Annotated in this window: 17 protein-coding genes and 1 pseudogene; 9 read left to right on the plus strand and 9 right to left on the minus strand. The window is 70.6% G+C overall.

The features are described 5' to 3' along the window. Positions 1 to 13: 13 nt before the first annotated feature. Positions 14 to 1,462 carry a glycine hydroxymethyltransferase gene (locus ACWD26_RS09350; protein ID WP_451267850.1) on the plus strand — a complete coding sequence of 483 codons (1,449 nt, stop codon included), beginning with the start codon at positions 14 to 16 and terminating at the stop codon, positions 1,460 to 1,462. A gap of 13 nt (positions 1,463 to 1,475) precedes the next feature. Here ACWD26_RS09350 and ACWD26_RS09355 read toward each other — a convergent pair whose 3' ends face one another. The 3 genes from ACWD26_RS09355 to ACWD26_RS09365 all read right to left on the minus strand — a co-directional run bounded on the left by ACWD26_RS09355 (position 1,476) and on the right by ACWD26_RS09365 (position 3,902). Continuing rightward, positions 1,476 to 2,225: a hypothetical protein gene (locus ACWD26_RS09355; RefSeq protein ID WP_451267851.1), complete on the minus strand. Its 750-nt coding sequence runs from the start codon at positions 2,223 to 2,225 to the stop codon at positions 1,476 to 1,478. Positions 2,226 to 2,407: 182 nt separating this feature from the next. Next, entirely contained in the window at positions 2,408 to 3,292 is an 885-nt protein-coding gene (locus ACWD26_RS09360) for a hypothetical protein (RefSeq protein WP_451267853.1), read from the minus strand. Beyond that, positions 3,285 to 3,902 (minus strand): RNA polymerase sigma factor, encoded by a 618-nt coding sequence (locus ACWD26_RS09365; RefSeq protein WP_451267855.1) that lies wholly within the window; start codon positions 3,900 to 3,902, stop codon positions 3,285 to 3,287. The genes ACWD26_RS09360 and ACWD26_RS09365 overlap by 8 nt, the downstream gene beginning before the upstream one ends. A 100-nt stretch (positions 3,903 to 4,002) precedes the next feature. On the opposite strand from ACWD26_RS09365, the gene trpS reads away from it, so the two are divergent. Together trpS and ACWD26_RS09375 are read left to right on the plus strand one after the other, a co-directional pair. Further along, positions 4,003 to 5,016 carry a tryptophan--tRNA ligase gene (gene trpS, locus ACWD26_RS09370; RefSeq protein ID WP_451267857.1) on the plus strand — a complete coding sequence of 338 codons (1,014 nt, stop codon included), beginning with the start codon at positions 4,003 to 4,005 and terminating at the stop codon, positions 5,014 to 5,016. A 183-nt stretch (positions 5,017 to 5,199) separates the two neighbouring features. After that, positions 5,200 to 5,796: a 2'-5' RNA ligase family protein gene (locus tag ACWD26_RS09375; protein WP_451267859.1), complete on the plus strand. Its 597-nt coding sequence runs from the start codon at positions 5,200 to 5,202 to the stop codon at positions 5,794 to 5,796. A 91-nt stretch (positions 5,797 to 5,887) separates the two neighbouring features. Here the strand turns inward: ACWD26_RS09375 and ACWD26_RS09380 are convergent, their stop codons facing one another. Together ACWD26_RS09380 and ACWD26_RS09385 are read right to left on the minus strand one after the other, a co-directional pair. Then, positions 5,888 to 6,643 (minus strand): decaprenylphospho-beta-D-erythro-pentofuranosid-2-ulose 2-reductase, encoded by a 756-nt coding sequence (locus ACWD26_RS09380; RefSeq protein WP_451267861.1) that lies wholly within the window; start codon positions 6,641 to 6,643, stop codon positions 5,888 to 5,890. 103 nt (positions 6,644 to 6,746) lie between these two features. Next, a pseudogene (locus ACWD26_RS09385) lies at positions 6,747 to 6,971 on the minus strand (decaprenylphosphoryl-beta-D-ribose oxidase); the annotation flags it as partial. A 383-nt stretch (positions 6,972 to 7,354) separates the two neighbouring features. Between ACWD26_RS09385 and ACWD26_RS09390 the strand changes: the two are divergent. Then, complete coding sequence (locus tag ACWD26_RS09390; protein ID WP_451267863.1) at positions 7,355 to 8,293, plus strand: YihY/virulence factor BrkB family protein; 939 nt, start codon at positions 7,355 to 7,357, stop codon at positions 8,291 to 8,293. A 37-nt stretch (positions 8,294 to 8,330) separates the two neighbouring features. On the opposite strand, the gene ACWD26_RS09395 is transcribed toward ACWD26_RS09390, so the two are convergent. Next, positions 8,331 to 9,623 carry a D-alanyl-D-alanine carboxypeptidase family protein gene (locus ACWD26_RS09395; protein ID WP_451267865.1) on the minus strand — a complete coding sequence of 431 codons (1,293 nt, stop codon included), beginning with the start codon at positions 9,621 to 9,623 and terminating at the stop codon, positions 8,331 to 8,333. A gap of 127 nt (positions 9,624 to 9,750) precedes the next feature. Between ACWD26_RS09395 and ACWD26_RS09400 the strand changes: the two genes are divergently transcribed. From ACWD26_RS09400 to ACWD26_RS09415, 4 genes are all read left to right on the plus strand, one after another. Further along, positions 9,751 to 9,993: an SCO4848 family membrane protein gene (locus ACWD26_RS09400; RefSeq protein WP_451267867.1), complete on the plus strand. Its 243-nt coding sequence runs from the start codon at positions 9,751 to 9,753 to the stop codon at positions 9,991 to 9,993. Between the two features lie 16 nt (positions 9,994 to 10,009). After that, positions 10,010 to 11,362, plus strand: a complete 1,353-nt coding sequence (locus tag ACWD26_RS09405) for a metallophosphoesterase (RefSeq protein WP_451268035.1) — start codon at positions 10,010 to 10,012, stop codon at positions 11,360 to 11,362. 169 nt (positions 11,363 to 11,531) lie between these two features. Then, a complete protein-coding gene (locus ACWD26_RS09410; RefSeq protein WP_451267869.1) occupies positions 11,532 to 13,085 on the plus strand; it encodes an ABC transporter substrate-binding protein in 1,554 nt (517 codons plus the stop codon). A 117-nt stretch (positions 13,086 to 13,202) separates the two neighbouring features. Beyond that, entirely contained in the window at positions 13,203 to 13,598 is a 396-nt protein-coding gene (locus ACWD26_RS09415) for an ATP-binding protein (protein ID WP_451267871.1), read from the plus strand. 284 nt (positions 13,599 to 13,882) lie between these two features. Here the strand turns inward: ACWD26_RS09415 and ACWD26_RS09420 are convergent, their stop codons facing one another. Both ACWD26_RS09420 and ACWD26_RS09425 read right to left on the minus strand, forming a co-directional pair. Next, complete coding sequence (locus ACWD26_RS09420; RefSeq protein WP_451268037.1) at positions 13,883 to 14,560, minus strand: TetR family transcriptional regulator; 678 nt, start codon at positions 14,558 to 14,560, stop codon at positions 13,883 to 13,885. Between the two features lie 119 nt (positions 14,561 to 14,679). Continuing rightward, positions 14,680 to 15,090 carry a VOC family protein gene (locus ACWD26_RS09425; protein WP_451267873.1) on the minus strand — a complete coding sequence of 137 codons (411 nt, stop codon included), beginning with the start codon at positions 15,088 to 15,090 and terminating at the stop codon, positions 14,680 to 14,682. A gap of 189 nt (positions 15,091 to 15,279) precedes the next feature. On the opposite strand from ACWD26_RS09425, the gene ACWD26_RS09430 reads away from it, so the two are divergent. Further along, complete coding sequence (locus tag ACWD26_RS09430) at positions 15,280 to 15,942, plus strand: Uma2 family endonuclease (RefSeq protein ID WP_451267875.1); 663 nt, start codon at positions 15,280 to 15,282, stop codon at positions 15,940 to 15,942. A gap of 58 nt (positions 15,943 to 16,000) precedes the next feature. Here the strand turns inward: ACWD26_RS09430 and ACWD26_RS09435 are convergent, their stop codons facing one another. Next, positions 16,001 to 19,474, minus strand: a complete 3,474-nt coding sequence (locus ACWD26_RS09435) for a DNRLRE domain-containing protein (protein WP_451267877.1) — start codon at positions 19,472 to 19,474, stop codon at positions 16,001 to 16,003. Between the last annotated feature and the right edge of the window lie 5 nt (positions 19,475 to 19,479).

The following is a 19,479-nucleotide window of genomic DNA, read 5'->3' on the forward strand; positions in this document are numbered from 1 at the left end:
TCCGGAGGTCCCCATGTCGCCCGAGCCCCTCTCCAACGAGTCCACCGCCTTCCGTGCCGCCCTCGATGTGATTCGCGCCGTCGAGCCGCGCGTGGCCGACGCCATCGGCCAGGAGGTCGGCGACCAGCGCGAGATGCTCAAATTGATCGCCTCCGAGAACTACGCCTCCCCGGCCACCCTCCTCGCGATGGGCAACTGGTTCAGCGACAAGTACGCCGAGGGCACCGTCGGCCGTCGCTTCTACGCCGGCTGTCGCAACGTCGACACCGTCGAGTCCCTCGCCGCCGAGCACGCCAAGGAACTCTTCGGCGCACGCCACGCCTACGTCCAGCCGCACTCCGGTATCGACGCCAACCTCGTCGCCTTCTGGTCCGTCCTCGCCGACCGAGTCGAGGCCCCCTTCCTGGAGAAGACCGGCGCCCGCCAGGTCAACGACCTCTCCGAGGCCGACTGGGCCGAGCTGCGCCAGGCCTTCGGCAACCAGCGCATGCTCGGTATGTCCCTGGACGCCGGCGGCCACCTCACCCACGGCTTCCGCCCGAACATCTCCGGCAAGATGTTCGACCAGCGCTCCTACGGCACCGACCCCGCCACCGGCCTCATCGACTACGAGGCCCTGCGCGCCTCCGCCCGTGACTTCAAGCCGCTGATCATCGTCGCCGGCTACTCCGCCTACCCCCGTCTCGTGAACTTCCGGATCATGCGCGAGATCGCCGACGAGGTCGGCGCCACGCTCATGGTGGACATGGCGCACTTCGCGGGCCTCGTCGCCGGCAAGGTCCTCACCGGCGACTTCGACCCGGTGCCGCACGCCCAGATCGTCACCACGACCACCCACAAGTCGCTGCGCGGCCCGCGCGGCGGCATGGTCCTGTGCGACGACTCCCTCAAGGACCAGGTCGACCGCGGCTGCCCGATGGTCCTCGGCGGCCCCCTCCCGCACGTCATGGCCGCCAAGGCCGTGGCCCTCGCCGAGGCCCGGCAGCCCGCCTTCCAGGACTACGCGCAGCGCATCGTCGACAACTCCCGCGCCCTCGCCGAGGGCCTGATGCGCCGTGGCGCCACCCTGGTCACCGGCGGCACCGACAACCACCTCAACCTGATCGACGTCGCCACCTCCTACGGCCTCACCGGCCGCCAGGCCGAGGCCGCACTGCTCGACTCCGGCATCGTCACCAACCGCAACGCCATCCCGGCCGACCCGAACGGCGCCTGGTACACCTCCGGCATCCGTATCGGCACGCCCGCGCTGACCACGCGTGGTCTGGGCACCGCCGAGATGGACGAGGTCGCCGGCCTCATCGACCGTGTCCTCACCACCACCGAGGCCGGCACCACCAAGTCGGGCGCCCCCTCCAAGGCCCAGCACGTCCTCGACGCGAAGGTCGCCGACGAGATCTCCCGCCGGGCCACCGACCTCGTCGCCGGCTTCCCGCTCTACCCGGAGATCGACCTCGGCTGACCCTCGTCAGCCCTCACACGTCGATCAGCTGCCGACGTGGCTCTCGTGGCGGTCCGGACTCGCGTCGGGCCGCCACGCGGCGCAGCAGGAGCATGGCACCGGAGCCGAGGAGCACGCCCAGGACCAGGGCGGGTATCGCCCACCGGGCCCGGTCGGTCAGGTCGGGTGTGCTCGTCACGGCCCCGACGTCGGCGGGCGTCCCGTCGGTGCCGGCCGGGGCCTCGGCCGATGAGCCGGCCGACGGCAGCTCGCCCCGCGCCGGGTCGCCGGAGGACGTGCCCAGGACTCCGAGGCCGGAGAGCAGCTTCCGCAGCTGCTCCGGCTGCTTCGCCCTGTGCCAGACGCCGCTGCCCGGAGCACCCATGGCTTCCTCACCGGTGGTCAGTGTCGTATGGACCCAGACGTCCCGTGTGTCCGGCACGGCCGTGTACACCCGGTCCAGCCGCCAGGGCGACACGTCGTGCATCATCCACGTCACGCTGACCATGTCGCCGATCCCCTCTCCCCATATGTCCTCCATCCCCCACTCCGGGGTCTCCTCCCGGCTCCGGTCGAGCTCGGAGCCCGCGGGGGCGAGGAGCTTCTCCAGGCGGCCGTATTCCTCCTGTGTGCCGTACAGCGACGCCGTCCGCTGGGCGGTCGGCGAGGCCAGCAGCACGCTGGTCGGCCCTCCGGCCGCCGAGGGCGGTGCTCCCAGCAGGAGCAGGGCGAAAGCCGTCAGCAACGCGCCCATCAGCGCCGCCATGTGTCGCGGTCCACGCATCCGACACCCCCCGATCGATCCCGGTGCGGTCCTCCCGCACTCGCGGTGTCATTCCTGGTACACCGCTCGAACCGTCGGGGTTCCCACCCCGGCGGGACCGATTTCGAGGCCCGCCGACACCATCGGCACCCGCCGACACCATCGGCCCGCCGACACCGTCGGTGCGCCGAGGCGGAAGCGCCCTACTCACTCTGCTCGTCCTGCCCCAACGACTCCGCGATCTCCCGCGCCCGCGCCTTCGACTCCACGCCCTCCAGCCGCAGCGTGAACTCGTCCTCGTGCACCCACAGCAGCGTGGGCCCCGCCGTGCGCTCGGAGCGGGTGAGGCGGGTGCCGTCGGCGGAGGTCATCCAGAAGCGCAGAAGATGCGGCTCGGGGAACCACAACGCGTCGGAGGGGCCCCCGCTCAGCTCGACCCACTCCAGCGCCCGCTCACCGGCCACGAGCTTGCCGTACTCGGGTGCCAGCCGGGCCGCGTACTCGTCGAGCCGGACGGTCTCGCCGCGCTCGTCCCAGCAGAGGGTGATCACGAAGCGGTCCTTCGGCACGCGGGTCACGGACACGGCGTCCGGAGTGCCCAGCGCGCCCGGCACGAGGGGAGCGAAGCCCGCCCGCCGCCCGGCCTCGGTGAGCGAGACCGGGTCCGGGCAGCCGGGCACCCTCGCGCCGGGCGAAGGCGTCGCCGACGGGTCGTACCGCACCTCGACCCCGCCGAAGTGGAACCAGTCGGCCACCGCCGCCCGCACCGGAGGCGTGAGGACGAGGACGGTGAGGAGCCCGCACAGCGCGGCGGTCAGCGCACGCCGGCGCAGCCGGACCCAGCGGCGCAACGCCCGCAGTCGCTCCCCGGACGCCGGCGGCTCCACCACGGGCGTAGGCACCCGCTCGGCGAGTATCTGCTGCAGGACCCGCTCGACCATGGTCTCGTCCCCATCGGCCCCCGGCCGGTCCAGCGCCCGCCCGAGCGACCGCAGCTCCTCGGGCAACCGGACATCACGAGCATCACCCTCCGTGATCCCACCCTCCCGTGCCCGGTCCCGTCCCCGGTCCTCGTCCGGCTCACTCATCCCCCTCACCTCCTCCCCTCCCCATCGCATCCCCCGGCTCGAACTCCGGCAGCAACCGGCCCAGCTTGCGCAGTGCCCGGCTCAGGCGGGACTTCACCGTGCCTCGGGGCCAGCCCAGGGCGGCCGCCGTCTCCGGCTCGTCCATCTCCAGCAGATAGCGGTAGGTGACGACCAGCCGGTGCTCCTCGCTCAGCTTCTCCAGGGCAGTCAGGAGGGCGACGCGGCGCTCTATCGCCAGCGCGGCCACCGCCGGGTCGGCCGAGGGCGGTATCAGCGGCTCGGCCTCCGCCAAGGCCGCCTCGCGGTCGGCCAGGGACCGCTGACGCCCCGCTGTCCGCACTGTGTTCCTCGTCTCATTGGCCACGATCGACAAAAGCCACGGCCGGAACACGGCGCCGTCCCGGAAGCGGCCCAGGGAGCAGTACGCCTTGAAGAAGGCCTGCTGCACCACGTCCTCCGCGTCCGCACCGGCGCCGAGCGCCCGGGCCGCCCTGAGCGCGATGCCCGTGTGGGCGCGCACCAGCTCCGCGTACGCCTCCGGCTCACCGGCGCGTACGCGTGCGATCACCGCGGCCTCATCGACGATGCGGCCCCCCTCCCGCGTTCTCACAAAATGGGTACACCGCCCGGCCCGGATCGGTTCCCACCCGTGCCACATCTGTTTCCGGTCGGTTCCGGAACGGGCCGTCACACCTGAGAGAATGGTGAACATGGCCTCTGATCGACCCCGTGTGCTCTCCGGCATCCAGCCCACCGCCGGCTCGTTCCACCTCGGCAACTACCTCGGCGCCGTCCGCCAGTGGGTGGCCCTGCAGGAGTCCCACGACGCGTTCTACGTGGTCGTCGACCTGCACGCGATCACCCTCCCGCAGGACCCGGCTGACCTGCGCGCCAACACCCGGCTCGCCGCCGCCCAGCTGCTCGCCGCCGGTCTCGACCCCGAGCGGTGCACGCTCTTCGTGCAGAGCCACGTCCCCGAGCACTCCCAGCTCGCCTGGGTCATGAACTGCCTCACCGGCTTCGGCGAGGCCTCCCGCATGACCCAGTTCAAGGACAAGTCCACCAAGCACGGCGCCGACCGCGCGAGCGTCGGCCTCTTCACGTACCCGATCCTCCAGGTCGCGGACATCCTGCTGTACCAGGCGAACGAGGTCCCGGTCGGCGAGGACCAGCGGCAGCACATCGAGCTCACCCGTGACCTCGCCGAGCGCTTCAACGGCCGCTTCGGCGAGACCTTCACGATCCCGAAGCCGTACATCCTCAAGGAGACGGCGAAGATCTACGACCTCCAGGACCCGGCGATCAAGATGAGCAAGTCGGCGTCGACCCCGAAGGGGTTGATCAACCTGCTCGACGACCCGAAGGCCACCGCCAAGAAGGTCAAGAGCGCGGTCACCGACACCGACACGGTGATCCGCTTCGACACCGCCGAGAAGCCGGGCGTCAGCAACCTGCTGTCCATCTACTCGACCCTCACCGGGGCGGGTATCGCGGAACTGGAGCAGAAGTACGTCGGCAAGGGCTACGGTGCGCTCAAGACGGACCTCGCCGAGGTCGTGGTCGAGTTCGTGACGCCCTTCCGGGAGCGCACCCAGCAGTATCTGGACGACCCGGAGACGCTCGACTCGATCCTGGCCAAGGGAGCCGAGAAGGCGCGCGCCGTCGCCGCGGAGACGCTCTCCCAGGCGTACGACAAGGTGGGCTTCCTGCCCGCCAAGCACTGAACCGCGCCCCCCTGGGCACCCGAGCGCCGATCGCACCACCGTTCGCACCACCGACAGCGCCGCACATCACTCCCGCTGCGCCTGCCCGGAACACCGCCGTGGCCGTACAGTCGATAGCCGGTGCGACGGACGCGACCAACAAGGACATACGACGACTCGCATGACACGACGACAGGAGACGACGTGGGGACCGTAACGATCGGTGTGTCGATCGCGGTCCCGGAGCCCCACGGCAGCCAGCTCCAGGAGCGGCGCGCGGGCTTCGGCGACGCCGCGGCTCACGGCATCCCCACGCATGTCACGCTGCTGCCGCCGACGGAGGTCGAGGACACCGACCTGCCGGCGATCGAGGCCCACCTCATCGAAGTCGCGGCGGCCGGACGGCCCTTCCCGATGCGACTGTGCGGCACGGGCACCTTCCGCCCGCTGTCGCCCGTCGTGTTCGTTCAGGTCGTCGAGGGGGCCGAGGCCTGTACCTGGCTGCAGAAGCAGGTCCGGGACGCCTCGGGTCCGGTCGCCCGCGAGCTGAACTTCCCCTACCACCCGCATGTCACGGTGGCGCACGGCATCGCCGAGGAGGCGATGGACCGGGCGTTCGAGGAGCTCGCCGACTACGAGGCCCAGTGGCCCTGCACCGGCTTCGCGCTCTACGAGCAGGGCGCCGACGGGGTCTGGCGCAAGCTGTGCGAGTTCGCGTTCGGGGGGTCCGTCGTTCCGCCGCAGGCGGGGCCGCCGGCGGGGGACACGGTGACGTTGCCGCTGGGCGGGCCGGGCGCCTGACAGCTCGGGGGTTCGGACTGTTCGGCGGGTGCGGACAGGTGGGGGTCTCTCACGCAGTTCCCCGCGCTTCAAAGAGAGGTGCCCGGCCCTCCTACAGCGGCAGGCGGCGGAAGACCGACCTCGGTACGTGCCTCAGGGCGCTCATCACCAGGCGCAGCGAACCCGGTACCCACACCGTCTCCGAGCGTCGGCGCAGGCCCAGTTCGATGGCGGCCGCCACCGCCTCCGGGGTCGTCGCGAGAGGGGTCTCCGGCAGGCCGGCGGTCATGCTCGTACGGACGAAACCGGGGCGTACGAGCATGACGTGGACGCCGGTGCCGTGGAGGGCGTCGCCGAGGCCCTGGGTGAAGGTGTCGAGGCCCGCCTTGCTGGAGCCGTAGATGAAGTCGGAGCGGCGGGCGCGCTCGGCGGCGACGGAGGACAGGACGACCAGGGAGCCGTGGCCCTGCGTCTGGAGCGCCCGGGCGCAGACCAGGGCGGACGAGACGGCGCCCGTGTAGTTGGTCTGGGCGACGCGCGCGGCGGACACCGGGTCGCGTTCGTCGTTCGCCTGGTCGCCGAGTACGCCGAAGGCGAGGAGGACCATGTTGATGTCGCCCTCGGCGAAGACCTTGCCGAGGATCGCCTCGTGGGACGTGGGGTCGAGCGCGTCGAAGGCGATCGTGTGGGTCTCGGCGCCGAGGCGGCGCAGGTGGACGGCCGCCTTCTCCAGATCGGGCGAGGGGCGGCCCGCCAGCCACACCGTCCGGGTGCGGCGGACGATCAGGCGGCGCGCGGTGGCGAGCGCGATGTCCGACGTACCGCCGAGGATCAGCAGGGACTGGGGGGTGCCGAAGGCGTCCTTCATGACAGCTCCTGAGTGTGGTGGGGGGAGGGGGGCTCCATGGCGCTCACAGGGCCCAGGCGGCGGGCCAGGCCGGACACGAAGACCCGCCTGGGTCCAACTCCCGCTGCGCCGCGTCCCCGTACGCCCGCCCCGGCCCCCGGGCGACCGCGCCGCGCGACCCGCACGCCCGTACGGCGGCCGCGACCTCCTCGTACGTACGCGGGCGGATCAGCCGGGCGGCGGTCGGGGCGGTGCGGCCCCAGCTGGTGACGGGGGTGGTGCGGCCGGGGGACGGGGACGGGAGAGGAGGAGCGGGGGAGGCTGATGGGGCGTCGGCGTCGGCTGGCATGCTCGCGACCGTATCGCCGCGTATGCGAAGGAGCCGGGCGCGTCGGCGCGGCTGCTCTGGCACCTCACCGAAATGGGTGATCAATGGGTGTCGCGCCCCTCGTCCGCACTGCCGGACGGCCGGAGAGGGGGGCAACTCCGCCGGTGCCGTGACGAGTTCCGCGTAGGCGACGGCGACGGCGACGGCGACGGCGACGGCAACGGACACGGTCACGGTCACGGCAACGGTGACGTACGAGTACGGCTCCCGGGCCGCGGTGAGGCAGGAGGGCTCGGGCACGCCGGTGACTTCGGCGGAGGGCACCGACACGCAGGGGGTGGATCTCGGCGCCCGTGTGCGGGTACGCGGTATCGGTCGGCGGCAACCGGGGCAGAGTTCGGATCATGGACTGGCTGAAAAAAATCCCCGGGGTCGGTCCCCTGGTCGAGCGCCTGATGACCACGCACGCGTGGCGCTCGTACGAGCGGCTGGAGCGGGTGAAGTGGACGCGGCTGGCCGCGGCGATGACCTTCATCAGCTTCCTGGCGCTGTTCCCGCTGCTGACCATGGCCGCCGCCATCGCGGCGGCGACCTTGGGCAAGGAGCGGCAGCAGGACCTGGAGGACCGGATCGCCGAACAGGTGCCCGGCATCTCCGACCAGCTCGACATCGCGGGTCTCGTCGACAACGCCGGCACGGTCGGGGTCATCGCCGGCGCGCTGCTGCTCTTCACCGGCATCGGCTGGGTCAGCGAGATGCGGGGCTGTCTGCGCGCGGTCTGGGAGAAGCCGGCCCCCGACGAGAACCCCGTCCTCGCCAAGGCCAAGGACACGGGCGTGCTGGTCGGCCTCGGCGGGACGGTCCTCGTCTCCCTGGCCGCCTCCACCGTCGCCTCCTCAGCCGTGGGCCGGATCGCCGACCAGCTCGGTATCGACCGGGACGGCTGGGGCGGCATCCTCCTGCGTGTCGCCGCGTTCGCCGTAGCCGTCCTCGCCGACTTCCTGCTCCTGCTCTACGCCCTCACCCTGCTGCCCGGCGTCCAGCCACCCCGCCGCCGCCTCGTCGTGGCCGCCCTCATAGGAGCCATCGGCTTCGAACTGCTCAAGCTCCTGCTCAGCGGCTACATGCAGGGCGTGGCCTCGAAGAGCATGTACGGCGCCTTCGGCGTCCCCATCGCCCTCCTCCTCTGGATCAACCTCACCACCAAGCTCCTTCTGTACTGCGCGTCATGGACAGCGGAGGGCAGCAAAGGCAGTGGCAGCTCAGACAGTGACAGCGAAGACGGTGGCAGTGAAGCCGGTGGGGATGATCTTGGTCCACCGGTCGAGGGCATCGCCCCCTAAGGGGTGCGGGGCCGTCCTCGATGTGCGGCTCCGCCGCCTACTTCCGCCGCAGAGGCCACTTCCGATTCACCAGGAACACCGCACCGGCCACCAACACCAACACGCCGCCCATGATCCCTAGCGCGACTCCGGCTCCCCCCGCCCCGCCGGAGGCGCTCGCGGCCACGGACTTGCCCCCCGCTCCACCGGAGGCGGACGCCGACGCCGTGGCCCCCGCCTGCGCGCTCGGCTCGGCGGCGTCCTCATCGGAGGTGTCCACACCCTTGGGCGGCACCAGCTCCCCCACCGGCGTGACCTTGCCCGCCGCCTTGAACCCCCAGTCGAGGAGGCTCGCCGTCTCCTTGTAGACCTGGTTGGGCTCGTCCTTCTCCGGGTGCATGACGGTGACGAGCAGCACCTTGCCGTTTCGCTCCGCGACCCCCGTGAACGTGGCGCCCGCGTTCGTCGTGTTGCCGTTCTTCACACCCGCGATGCCCTGATAGGCGTCGATACCGCCGGCACCCGTGAGCAGCCGGTTGGTGTTCTGGATCTCGAAGGACGACCGGGTCTCCTTCCCGTTCTTGCCCTTCTTGGTCTCACCCGGGAACTTCGCCCGCACGGTGGAGCAGTACTCCCGGAAGTCCTTCTTCTGCAGCCCCGACCGGGCGATCAGCGTCAGGTCGTAGGCGGACGACACCTGCCCCTTGGCGTCGTAGCCGTCCGGGCTGACCGCGTGGGTGTCGAGGGCCTGGAGCTCCTCGGCGTGGGCGTTCATGTCGGCGACGGTCTGCTTCACACCGCCGTTCTTCGCGGACAGGACGTGCACCGCGTCGTTGCCGGAGCGAAGGAAGACACCGAGCCACAGGTCGTGGACGGTGTAGGTCTCGTCCTCCTTTATCCCGACCATGCTGGAGCCCGAGCCCACGCCCGCCAGATCGGCGGGAGCGACCTTGTGCTTGTCGTCCTTGTTGAACTTCGGCAGCAGGGTGTCCGCGAACAGCATCTTCAGCGTGCTCGCCGGGGCCAGCCGCCAGTGCGCGTTGTGCGCGGCCAGCACATCACCGGTCTCGGCGTCCGCGACGATCCACGACCGCGCGCTGATGTCCTTGGGCAGCACGGGCGCCTCGCTGCCCAGACTGGCCTGTGTGCCCGGCTTGCCCAGGAGTTCGCCGCCGACGGTCGACATGGTCGCCGGGGGAGTCGCGGACGGCGTGGCGCTCGGACTCGGTGACGGCTTGGCCGCGAAGGCCGGTGCGGCCGTCAGCGTCGACAGTGACGTCAGTGAGAGGGACAACAGGGTGGCTGAGGTGACCAACAGGGGGCGCCTGGCGGTCTTCTTGGAGGCGGACACGATCGAGAAAGTACATGGCTCCGACCGGTAAATCCCACTACCGCCCCCGGTGGCGCGCTCTTCGCTGCTCACGCCCCCGCTCGCACCCCGGCGCGAGAGCCGTACCGTCGGCGGCGATACTGAACGCATGAAGCTCAGCCGCCCCCTCTCCTGGTTCCTGCTCGCCTTCGGGGTGTGGAGCTGGGTCATCTGGACCACTTTCATCAAAAACCTATGGCAGGACGGCAGCGGGCTCGCGTTCGACGACGCGGGCGATCCGACGGCGTACTTCTGGGTGCATCTGACGCTCGCCGTCGTCTCCCTGGCTCTTGGGACGGCCATCGGCGTCATCGGGTTGCGCGGAGTGCGTGCCCTTCGCCGGACCGCGTGACCTGGAGTACGACGTGATGATCATCGTCTTCGTCCTTGTCGCCCTGCTGGTGCTGGGCGCCTTCGGGGCCCTGCACTGGTACGCGTGGCGCCGCCTGGTGCGCGACACGACACGCGGGCCGGGTCTCGCCAGACGCGCGGGCACGGTGGTGTTCATCGCCGGGCCCGTGCTGATGTTCGCCGGCTTCGCGGCCGAGCGCGGTGGCGCCCCCTTCTGGCTGCAGCAGACGCTGACCTGGCCGGGCTTCATGTGGCTCGCCCTCTCGCTGTACCTGCTGCTGGCCCTGCTGGCGGGGGAGCTCGTACGTCCCGTCGTACGCCGTCTGGTCGAGCGGCGTGCCCCGGCGCCCGCACGGCAGCCGGAGCCGGTGGTCCGCGAGCCCGAGCCCGAGCCGGAGCCGGAGCCGGTCCCGGCAGGTGCTCAGCCCGCCGAGGCCGCGCAGCCGACGCTGCCCGCCACGCCGGAAGTACCCACCGCGCCGGGAGGGCCCACCGCGCCGGACGCGTCCGGCGGGTCGGAACCCCCCGCATCAACCCCGGCCGGCCCCTCCCGCCGCCTCTTCGTCTCCCGTGTGGTCGGCGGTGCCGCCGCCGCGGCGGCGCTCGGCACCGTCGGCTACGGCACCTACGGCGTCGTACGCGGGCCCAAGGTCAAGCGCGTCACCGTGCCGCTGGCGAAGCTCCCCCGCGCGGCCCACGGTTTCCGGATCGCGGTGGTCAGCGACATCCACCTCGGGCCGCTGCTCGGCCGGGGCTTCGCGCAGAAGGTCGTCGACACGATCAACTCGACCCAGCCCGACCTGATCGCGGTGGTCGGCGACCTCGTCGACGGCAGCGTGGCGGACCTGGGCCCGGCGGCGGCACCGCTCGCGGGCCTGAAGGCGCGGCACGGCAGCTACTTCGTCACCGGCAACCACGAGTACTTCTCCGGCGCCGAGCAGTGGGTGGAGGAGGTACGGCGACTGGGCATGACCCCCCTGGAGAACGCCCGCCGCGAGCTGCCGTACCTCGATCTCGCCGGGGTCAACGACGTGTCGGGCGAGGACGAGGGCATGGGCCCCGACTACGCCAAGGCGCTCGGCGACCGGGACACCTCGCGGGCCGTCGTCCTCCTCGCCCACCAGCCCGTCCAGATCCACGACGCCGTCGACCACGGCGTCGACCTCCAGCTCTCCGGCCACACACACGGCGGCCAGATGTGGCCCATGACCTACGTCGCCGCCGCCGCCAACCCCACCCTCGCGGGCCTGGAGCGCTACGGCGACACCCAGCTCTACGTCAGCCGGGGTGCGGGCGCGTGGGGGCCGCCCGTGCGGGTGGGCGCGCCGTCGGACATCACGGTCGTGGAACTGGCGTCGAAACAGGCATGACAGGGCGTCAGAAACCTTTCGGACACCCGCCGAAACACGTTTGCCGAGTTCTTTCTCAAGTCAACAAAACCTGTCTTCCGTCAACACAGGCGACTGTGGTTAGGTGATCCGCGCCACCGAGGAACCACTGTGCGTAGTGGGCCGGGTGGGGTCCTTGGAAGGGGCGCCGATGCGGTCGGTTCGCTGGCGGATACTCGCGTCGCTGCTGGTGCTGGCGACGGCGGCGATGGGTGGCTGGCAGTTGCTGCCGGCCCAGCGGGACGAGAACAGGACGATCACCGTCGGGACGACCGACACGGTCAGCTCGCTCGACCCGGCGGGGGCGTACGACGCCGGGTCCTGGGCTTTGTTCGGCAATGTGTTCCAGTCGCTGCTGACCTTCCCGCCGGGTGGTGCCGCACCCGTCCCGGACGCCGCCCGGAGCTGTGAGTTCGTCGGGAACGCGCTCACCGTCTACCGCTGCACGCTGCGCCCGGGCCTGACGTTCCCCAGCGGGCGCGCGATGGACGGGAGGGACGTGAAGTTCTCGTTCGACCGGGTCAGGCGCATCAACGCGGACGTCGGCCCCGCCGCGCTGCTCGACACCCTCCAGTCGGTGAGCGCGAGCGGGCTCAACGTCAGCTTCCGCCTCTCCGCGCCGGACGCCACCTTCCCGTTCAAGGTGGCCACCGGCGTCGGGGCGATCGTCGACCGCACGGCGTACCCGACGGACCGGCTGCGCACCGACGGCGGCGCCGACGGCACCGGGCCGTACCTGCTGACCTCGTACACCGCCGAGCAGGCCCGCCTGAGACCGAACGACGACTACCAGGGGGCCGGTCAGGACACCGGCAGCCCCGTCCTCATGCGCTACTACAAGGACTCGGCGGCGCTGGAGCAGGCGTGGCAGGCGCGCCAGGTCGACGTCGTCACGCGCGCGCTGTCGCCCTCGGCGCTCGCCGGGCTGTCGCCCGGCGACCCGGACCAGCGGGTCACGGAGGCCGACAGCACCGAGACCCGCAACCTCGTCCTCAACGTGCGCGCGAACTCCCCCTTCCACGACCGCCGGGTACGGCAGGCGCTGGCCGCGCTGGTCAACCGCGAGAAGCTGGTCGCCGAGGTCCACCAGGGCACCACCGACCCGCTCTACTCGCTCATCCCGGCCGGCGTCACCGGCCACACCACCTCGTTCTTCGACACGTACCCCAAGCCCGACCCGCTGCGGGCCCGCGCACTCCTCGACGAGGCGGGCGTGAGCATGCCCGTGCGCTTCACCTACGGGTACGCCGAGGGCCGGGGCTCCTCCGCCGCCGAGGCCGCCGAGCTGAAGCAGCAGCTGGAGGCGAGCGGGCTGTTCTATGTGACGACCAAGGCGTACGAGTGGACCGCCTTCCAACGGCGGTACTCCGACGGCAAGCTGGACGCGTACGGGGTCGGCTGGGTCGCCGACTACCCCGACCCGGACACCTTCGGCGGGCCCCTCGTCGGCACCGGCGGCTCCCTGAACAACGGCTACAGCAGCGAGCAGGCCGACCGTCTCGTCCAGGAGAGCCGGCGCTACGAGGACCGCAGCCGGGCCGTCGCGGACTTCAAGGAACTGCAGGAGGTCGTGGCCCGGGACATTCCGGTGATCCCCCTGTGGCAGCGCAAGGAGTACGTGCTCAGCACCGACGAGGTCGGCGGGGCACAGTACCTGTCCGACGGGACCGGTGTCTTCCGGCTGTGGCAGCTGGAATGGATATGACAGACGCCGCGTGACAGCTGACGCGAACTGGCGGGCTGGATCTTCGCGGAAGTGACAGGACGCGCTCGCACCACGCATCTTCTTGTGTCGGGGAGGTGTTCGGGGTGAGGAGCAAACGTGTTGAGACGCAACTCCTTCCGGCTTCCCCGCCACCCGGCGTCCGTGGGGCTCGCCCGGCGGCGCGTACGGGAACATCTGGTCGACTGGGGGCACGGGGAGGACTCACCGGCCCTGGAGGACGTCGTGCTCGTCGTCTCCGAGCTCGCGACCAATGCCGTACGCCACGGGCCCCTGCTGGAGCGGGAGTTCGAGGTCGCGGTGACCGCGTTGGCGGACGGGTCCTGCTTCATCGAGGTGTCGGACGAGGGGATGGCCGTGCCTCGGCTCAGGGAGGCGGGGGAGTGGGAGGAGACGGGGCGGGGGCTGTGGCTCGTGGAGCACGTCGCGGCGGCGTGGGGGGTGTGGAGCCGGGGGCGGCACGGGAAGACGGTCTGGGCATCGGTGGGCGCTTGATGACGCGGTCCGAGAGGGCGTGCTCCTGGGTCGGCGGCTGCGGGTTCGTCGTGATTGCTCGCGCCCGCGCGGCCGTAGCCGCATGCTCAGTGCTGCCCCGCGCCCTTCGGGTTCCCCGGTGTGACCGTCACTTTCAAGCCATCACCCAGGGCCGTGGTCACCCCCGCCCCGCGACGGCCCACTGCCGCGGACATCCCGTGCCTCCTGTGGGCTGGTGTCGAGACCATCGTTGTAGGCAGGAGCGGAGCCAGGTGTCCCGTTCGATCCCGTTCACCCGAAAGTGATCACCCGGCGGCCCGCCCTCTGACCCTCGGATCCGGTACGCCCTTCGTCATCCCCGGCAGAAAGTCGACGAACAGCTCGTGCACCTCGCGGACGAGCGGCCGCAGCGCCCGGAAGCGGGCGAGCGAGACGCCTCGGGCGGTCAGCCGGGCACCGCGCTCGGCGAGCCGGTAGCTGCGCGCGCGCCCCTCGCTCCGGTCGAAGACCCAGTACATGACGAGCCCCATCAGGGAGAGCCACATCAGCTCGGGGAGGGCTTCCCGGAGCTCCTCCGGAACCTTGGCCCTCGACCCGGCCAGCACCTCGCGATGGATGGCCATGGACTCCTCGCGCGGCCCCTCCGACTCGGGGGAGAAGGGGCTGAGCGGGCTGTCCGGATCGGCCGCGTTCTTGAAGAACTGCGCCGCGAACTCGTGGTACGGCTCCGCCACGTCCAGCCACGCCTTCAGCACCCCGGCGATCCGCGCCTCCAGCTCCGTCTCCCGCTCCAGCACCGGCCGCACCGCCGCCAGGTGCTCCGCGCCGATCCGGTCGTAGAACCCCTGGATCAGGTGCTCCTTGCCGGCGAAGTAGTAGTACGCGTTCCCGACGGAGACCCCGGCCTCCGTGGCGATCGCCCGCATCGTCGTCCGGTCGTACCCCCGCTCCCGGAACAGCCGCAACGCGGTCTCCAGGATCAGCGCCCGGGTCTGCTCGGACTTGGCGGTGCTCTTGGACCCGGGCTGGTCCGCCCCCGGCGAGGACGCTGGGCTGGTGGGGGTGTCGTCGTTCTCTGCGGGCACGGGCAGAGCCTAACGAGTCATCCGGTGCGCCCCAGCTCCGGCCGCCTGCTGTAGTCCGTGAGGCCGATGACGTTGCCCCAGGGGTCCGTGAACTCGACGGTCCACCCGGTGGCGACGGAGAACGGTGCGTCGAGGGGTGGCAACCCCGCCGCCGAGAGGGCCCGCGCGGCGGCTCGCGCGTCCCGCACCTCCAGCCACACCCGGGCCGACCCCCACACGGGCGGCCGGTGCCGCAGCTCCTCCTCCACGCGGAGCAGCAGCCCGGGCGTCTCCTTGCCGACCTTCAGCCCCGCGATCCCGGCCTCGTCCAGCCGGAAGGCCACGTCGAACCCGGCCCGCTCGTAGAAGGAGACGGCCTCGCCGAGGTCGCCGACCGGGAGGAGTACGTTGTCGAAGCCGAGCAGTTCGTACGATCCATTGTCTGACATGTCGTCAGATTAAGGCCGGGAGGGCTCGGGGTGCGGGAGCCTCGAAGGGGGCGTCTGGTGGTGGCGGGGCGCGGCGCTCGGGCAGGCTGTCCAGTATCGAACAAACGTCCCGTGATCTGGTCGCTCGTCAAGCCGACGGCGCCGCGATTCCCGCTGGGTACGCTGAGAGAAGAGGCGAGACTCCGCCCCATGGGAGCAATCATGTGCGCCGCATCCAACGACGATCTGGACGGTCGACACGACGACGAGCCGGAGTACCGCTGGCCGATTCCGCCCGCCGAGGGCTGGACCGCGGACGACCTCGACCGGATTCCGGGCCTCCCGCCCCACACGGAGTTGATCGACGGAAGTCTCGTCTTCCTGAGTCCGCAGACCCGGTTCCATTTCCGATGCCTGCGTCTGCTGGAGTACAGCTTGCTGGGCCAGGCCCCGGAACATCTGGAAGTAGACCGCGAATTCACTGTCAAACTGGATGACAGGAACAGACCCGAACCGGATCTCCTCGTTACGCGCGCGGCGGCTGACTCAGGACCCGACCAGACCTGGCACAGGCCCGAGGACGTCCTCCTGGCCGTGGAAGTGGTGTTGCCCGACTCACGCGAGCGAGACCGAGAGGTGAAGCCGCGTAAATACGCCGCCGCGGGTGTCCGGCACTTCTGGCGGGTGGAGAAGGACGACGACAACGGGCTGCCGGTGATCTACGTCTACGAACTCGACCCGGCTACCAAGTCGTACGGCCTCACGGGCATTCATCACGACCACCTCAAGATCACCGTGCCCTTCGACATCGAAATCGACCTGACCGCCATCAACAAACGCCCGGGCGCCTCCCAGGGCGACCGCCAGAGGTGACAGGCGAGGGGGCCGACCGCAGCCCCTCCTGCGGTCGGCCCCCTCATCGACGGCGCTGTCAGCCGATGGCGATCCGGGTCTTCCAATAGCTCGCGGGAGCCACGATCTCCGTGCCCGAGCCCGCCAGGACGGTCTTGCCGCCGGCGTAGAAGCGGACCGAACCGTCCGAACGCACCGTCCAGACGTCGGGAATGGCGTCCCCGTTCGCGTCCGGGGTCCCGATCAGCAGCGGGATGTTGGCGTTGGACCAGCCGGCGGAACCGTATTCGAGGTCGGTGCCACCGGAGGAGTCGGCGCCGGAGGACAGGGAGTCCAGGTCGGTGCCGCCGCCGCTCGCGGCCTTGCCCTTGCGGAGCATGAGCTGGGCGTGGACGTCCGTGCGGTACACCATGTCCGTCACACCGTCGCCGGTGATGTCCAGGACGGTGACGATGTCGCGCTCGGTCCAGGCGGAGCCCGACAGACGGATCGCCTGGTCGATGGTGGCGCCGTGGTAGCCGGTGAGAGCCCAGAGTTCGTCGCCCGCGGTGGCGAAGAAGTCGGTACGGCCGTCGCCGGTGGCGTCACCCGTGGACACGATCTGCGTCAGCGAGGCGGGGGTCGGGGCCCCCTCGGGCAGCAGGATCTCCACGCGTTTGTCGATGTTGACGGCGCCGTAGCCGTCGCCGGGGTACACCCACAGCCTGCCGCCGACGCGCACCACCAGGTCCTGGAGACCGTCACCGCCGTAGATGTCCCCGTTGTGGGTGATCAGGGCGCCCTTGAAGTGACCGGAGGGCGCGGCGACATACGGCGGCAGGTCGTCGCCGTTCGGATCCTTGGCCGGGTTGGACCGGTAGGCGCCGGCCATCGAGTAGTCCAGGTCGCCGGAGCCCTTGGTGAGGTCGTCGGTGGCCTGGGAGGGGTAGAGGGCCAGGTTGCCCGCGTCGGTGACGACCATCAAATCCGGAAGCTTGTCCCCGGTGAAGTCACCGGGTGAGTCGGCCTGGTCGCGGGGGCTGACGTAGAAGAAGTACTTCGACGGCTGCGACACGTTGCCCGCGCCGTCCACGGTTCGCACGTAGAGGACGTTGGGACCGGCGGTGGGCGGCTTGGCGTTCGTCAGCGTCGCGCTGACTGTGGTTGCGGTACCGGCCTTCCGGTCCAGGCGGAAGGGGTAGTTGGGCGCGTTGAACCCGTATTCGTACCGCACGACATCCGAGTTGAGAGCACGCACGGTGAAGGTGCCCGCCGTACCGAACTTCTTGGTGCTCCACTTCGAGTCGTCGGCACCACTGCCGAAGCCGTTCTCGTCGGTGTCGGCGTTGGGGAAGTCGGTGGAGCTGACCTTGGGCGACTTCGGCGCGGCCGTGTCGAGGACGAAGCGGCACGGTGTCTTGGCCGGGGAGAACCGGGAGGACGCCTCCGCGTCGTCCCAGGCGCGCACCCGCCAGGAGTAGAGGGTGCCGTTGGTCAGTTTGCTGGTGGAGAACTCCTTCGTCGTCCTGAGCGCCGTGTCCTTGTCCGATCCCACGGACACTTTGCCGGTCGCGCCGAGAAGATCACCCGTCGTCGCCCACTTGCCGTGCGGCCACAGGTCGAAGTCGAGGAAATCGAGGTTCTTGTCCTTGTCGGACGCCTTCGCGGTGAACGTCAGACCTCCCGATCCCATCCGGGCGTAGGGCTGGGTGGTGGTGCATTTGGCGTCGGGGCCGAGGTCGAGAGAAGTGGGAGCGGTGGGCTTGCGGTTGTAGACGAGTTCGAGCGCAGGCGGGTGTTGGCCGTTGGCCTGGAACTTCTTCCATGCGTACTGGGAGTTCTCGTCCCGGGCACGCATTCCGAACGTGATGGTGTCCCGGCCTTCGTCAGCCTTCTTCTGTGCCGCCTTACGGACGTTGAAGCCTTCCCACGCGTCCCGGCAACCGGACTTGTAGCCGTGCGCGAAGCTCTTGGTGGTGATCTTGTTGCCGTCGTGCAACTTCGGCGCGTTCTTCCAGTTGGTGCGTCCGTTGACCTTGCCGGTGAGGTGCACGCTCATCGAGCGGGCGCTGCACGACCAGGAGTACGTCTCCAGCATGTACAGCGTCGCCGACTCGATCTTCGTGCCCTTGAGGTCCTTGTCGAAGTCCATGTTGAAGTACGAGCGCGAGGTGCCCCAGGTGTCCGACTCGAACCCGACCCGGGCCTCGTGCGTACCGCCCTTGTTGAAGCCCCGGCCGTTGTAGAACGTGGCGTTGGGGTGCCGGCTGTACGCGGTGGTCCAGTCCTGAATGTCCTTCGTGACCGACGGGTCGATGAAGACCGGGTACGTGGTGGCCGAGTCGCGGAGGAAGTCCTGGTCGGGAGTGAGGAGCCAGTCCGCTCCGGACAGGTCGGCCTCGACCAGCTCGCCGCGGGAGTCGGGGGAGGGGCCGTCGAGACCGGGCAGGCTGAGGGTGGCGGCCGAGCCGGTCCGGGTGGGTTCGGGCGTCGGCTCGGCCGGCGCGGACGGTGGCGGGGAGGCCGAAGGGGTGGGCGCGGGGCCGTCGGTGGCGACCGGGAGTTCTTCCGGGTCGGGGTCGATCTGCTCGTCCGTCTCGACGAGTTCTTCCTCGGTGGGACTTGCGTCGTCGCTCGGCGTGGGGCTGGACGAGTCGACGGGATCCGGGCTCTCGTCGTCGGTCGGCTGGGCGGAGGCGCCGACCGAGCCGTCGGTGACCGCCGGAGTGCCGCTGCTGTCCCACATCAGCGGTGTCGGCGACAGCGCGACCTCCTCGCCGTCCGCGTCCTCGGCGGCGAGGATGCCCGTGACCGGGTTCAGCCGGAACGACAGGTCCGCCGAAGTGATCCCGTAGGTGAGCTGCTTGGCGCGCGGGTCGGCCGCGGCCTGCCGGTTCTTGAGGACGAGCAACTGCGCGAAGCCGTCGTCGTCGGCCGTGAGGACCAGATCGGCACCCGGGAAGATCTCCGGGTACAGGGCGCGGGAGCCGTCGATGATCGGTGCGGGTACCGCGCCGGGCCAGGTGAGGTGGATGTCGTGTCCGTCGACGGTGAGGGTGACGAGGGTGCTCGACTCGGCGGCAGCCGCTTTGAGTCCCTTGAGCAGGGAGACCCGGTGCACGGTGGACCGGGAGGCGCGCTGCTTGCCGTCGCGCGTCGCCCCGGAACCGGCCGAGAACACCATCTCGGTGTTGGTGGCCTTCGGTTCCCAGCCCTTGTCGGTGCGGTGGAGGTCGTAGTCGATGTCCTTCCACTCACCGTCCACCTTGGCCCGGATGGGAGAGGCGTAGAGCTTCTTGGCCATCTTGCCGTCGGGGCGTGCCCAGGTGGTGGACCGCGTGGTGCGCAGTGCCGTGACCTCGACGGACTTCCCGGTCTTCGTGGCCCGCGTGAGCGCGGTGGCTTCGGTGACCGGCTTCGCCTTCCGGCTGTCGGTCGACTTGCCACGTGAACCGGGTTCGTCGAGGCCCAGTCCGACGAACGTGATGCCGGTGGCCGCGAGCACCGTGGTGAGTACGGCGGCGGTCGTCCGTCCGCCGGGCACGCGACTCCGGTTCCGCTCCTTGCGCGTCATCGGGC

This window comes from Streptomyces sp. NPDC002787, assembly GCF_053592095.1.